Consider the following 2,742-nt stretch of genomic DNA (forward strand, 5'->3'; position numbering starts at 1 on the left):
CCGGGCCGCAGCGGTGTCCCGATCAACACCGAGACGCTCGTCCGCCTGGCCGAGCACCCGCGGATCGTCGCCAACAAGGACGCCAAGGGCGACCTCGGCCGCGCGAGCTGGGCCATCGCGCGCTCCCGCCTCGCCTGGTACTCCGGCGACGACATGCTGAACCTGCCGCTGCTCTCCGTGGGCGCCGTCGGCTTCGTCTCGGTCGTCGGCCACCTCGTCACGCCCGAGCTGCGCGCCCTGGTCGAGGCGTACACCTCGGGGGACGTCCAGAAGGCCACCGAGATCCACCAGAAGCTGCTCCCCGTCTACACGGGTATGTTCCGTACCCAGGGCGTGATGACCACGAAGGCGGCGCTCGCCCTGCAGGGCCTGCCCGCCGGACCCCTGCGCGCCCCCATGGCGGCGTGCGCGCCGGAGGAGGTCGAGCAGCTCAAGATCGATCTCGCCGCCGGCGGGGTACAGCTCTGACAACAGACTTCGCGCGACCCCTCGCGCAACCTGATTCCACAACTGAATAAGCGGCGGGCCACCGGTGCCCGCGCCCCACAACGACAACTGCTTCTGCACGAACGTCACGCGCGCCACGTGCCCCAGGGACGTGGCGTGCGTGGTGAGGAGAGTCTTTTGAGTCATCCGCATCCTGAACTCGGCCCGCCGTCCCCGCTCCCCGCGAACGGCCTGCGCGTCACCCCGCTCGGCGGTCTCGGCGAGATCGGCCGCAACATGACGGTCTTCGAGTACGGCGGCCGTCTGCTCATCGTCGACTGCGGCGTGCTCTTCCCCGAGGAGGAGCAGCCCGGAATCGACCTGATCCTGCCGGACTTCACGTCCATCCGGGACCGCCTCGACGACATCGAGGGCATCGTCCTCACCCATGGTCACGAGGACCACATCGGGGGCGTCCCCTTCCTGCTCCGCGAGAAGCCGGACATCCCGCTCATCGGCTCCAAGCTGACCCTCGCCCTCATCGAGGCGAAGCTCCAGGAGCACCGCATCCGCCCGTACACCCTGGAGGTGACGGAGGGGCACCGTGAGCGCATCGGTCCGTTCGACTGCGAGTTCGTCGCGGTCAACCACTCGATCCCCGACGCTCTCGCCGTGGCCATCCGCACGCCCGCGGGCATGGTGGTCCACACCGGCGACTTCAAGATGGACCAGCTCCCGCTGGACAACCGCCTCACGGACCTCCACGCGTTCGCCCGCCTCAGCGAGGAGGGCATCGACCTCCTCCTGTCCGACTCGACGAACGCCGAGGTCCCGGGCTTCGTCCCGCCCGAACGGGACATCTCCAACGTCCTGCGCCAGGTCTTCGCCGGCGCCCGCAAGCGGATCATCGTGGCGAGCTTCGCCAGCCACGTCCACCGCATCCAGCAGATCCTGGACGCGGCGCACGAGTACGGCCGCCGGGTCGCCTTCGTCGGCCGTTCCATGGTCCGCAACATGGGCATCGCCCGCGATCTCGGCTACCTCAGGGTTCCGCCGGGCCTGGTCGTCGACGTGAAGACGCTGGACGACCTGCCGGACAGCGAAGTGGTCCTGGTCTGCACGGGCTCGCAGGGCGAACCGATGGCAGCCCTGTCCCGGATGGCCAACCGCGACCACCAGATCCGCATCGTCCAGGGCGACACGGTGATCCTCGCGTCGTCCCTCATCCCCGGCAACGAGAACGCGGTCTACCGCGTCATCAACGGCCTGACCCGCTGGGGCGCCAACGTCGTCCACAAGGGCAACGCCAAGGTGCACGTCTCGGGCCACGCCTCCGCCGGCGAGCTGCTGTACTTCTACAACATCTGCCGCCCGAAGAACCTCATGCCGGTGCACGGCGAATGGCGCCACCTGCGGGCCAACGCCGAGCTGGGCGCCCTGACCGGCGTCCCGCACGACCGCATCGTCATCGCCGAGGACGGGGTCGTCGTCGACCTGATCGACGGCAGGGCGAAGATCTCCGGCAAGGTCCAGGCCGGCTACGTCTACGTCGACGGCCTGTCCGTGGGCGATGTCGGCGAACCGGCCCTGAAGGACCGCAAGATCCTCGGTGACGAGGGCATCATCTCGGTCTTCATGGTCCTCGACTCGTCCACCGGGAAGATCACCGGCGGTCCGCACATCCAGGCGCGCGGATCCGGCATCGAGGACGCGGCCTTCACCGCCGTACTGCCGAAGATCGTCGACGTCCTGGAACGGTCCGCCCAGGACGGCGTCGTCGAAGCGCACCAGATGCAGCAGCTGGTACGCCGGACGCTGGGCAAGTGGGTCTCCGACACCTACCGGCGCCGGCCGATGATCCTGCCCGTCGTCGTGGAGGTCTGACGGCCCGTAGGACAGTCCGTACACCGCAACCGGCAGCGGGGCGCCTCGATTTGCATCGGGGCGCCCCGCTCCAGTACGTTTACAGCTCCCACCGACCGGGAACCCGACTGCTTCGAGCATCGGATCCAGTTCCCGGAGGGTCGGGAAAACCGACTCAGAACTTCTGATAAAGTCGGGTCCGCCGGAAAGGGAAACGCGCAAGCGGAAAACCCCGAACGGCGGAAAACGGCGAAAGCCACCGAGGACATCGGACCGGAAACGGTCTGATAGAGTCGGAAACGCACAACCGAAGGGAAGCGCCCGGAGGAAAGCCCGCGAGGGCCGGTACGAAGGAAGCGTCCGTTCCTTGAGAACTCAACAGCGTGCCAAAAATCAACGCCAGATATGTTGATACCCCGACGAGAAGGACCGCACGGTCCGGATCGTTGAGGT

Annotated in this window: 2 protein-coding genes; both read left to right on the forward strand. The window is 67.8% G+C overall.

The window, feature by feature from the left end; genetic code table 11:
* Positions 1–468, forward strand: a 468-nt coding sequence (locus tag AOK18_RS14445; protein WP_206281546.1) for a dihydrodipicolinate synthase family protein, incomplete at its 5' end; no start/stop codon positions are given.
* A 156-nt stretch (positions 469–624) separates the two neighbouring features.
* Positions 625–2,310 carry a ribonuclease J gene (locus AOK18_RS14450; protein ID WP_055694621.1) on the forward strand — a complete coding sequence of 562 codons (1,686 nt, stop codon included), beginning with the start codon at positions 625–627 and terminating at the stop codon, positions 2,308–2,310.
* Positions 2,311–2,742: the final 432 nt, after the last annotated feature.

The organism is Streptomyces prasinopilosus, assembly GCF_001419695.1.
Taxonomy (GTDB): Bacteria; Actinomycetota; Actinomycetes; order Streptomycetales; family Streptomycetaceae; genus Streptomyces; species Streptomyces prasinopilosus.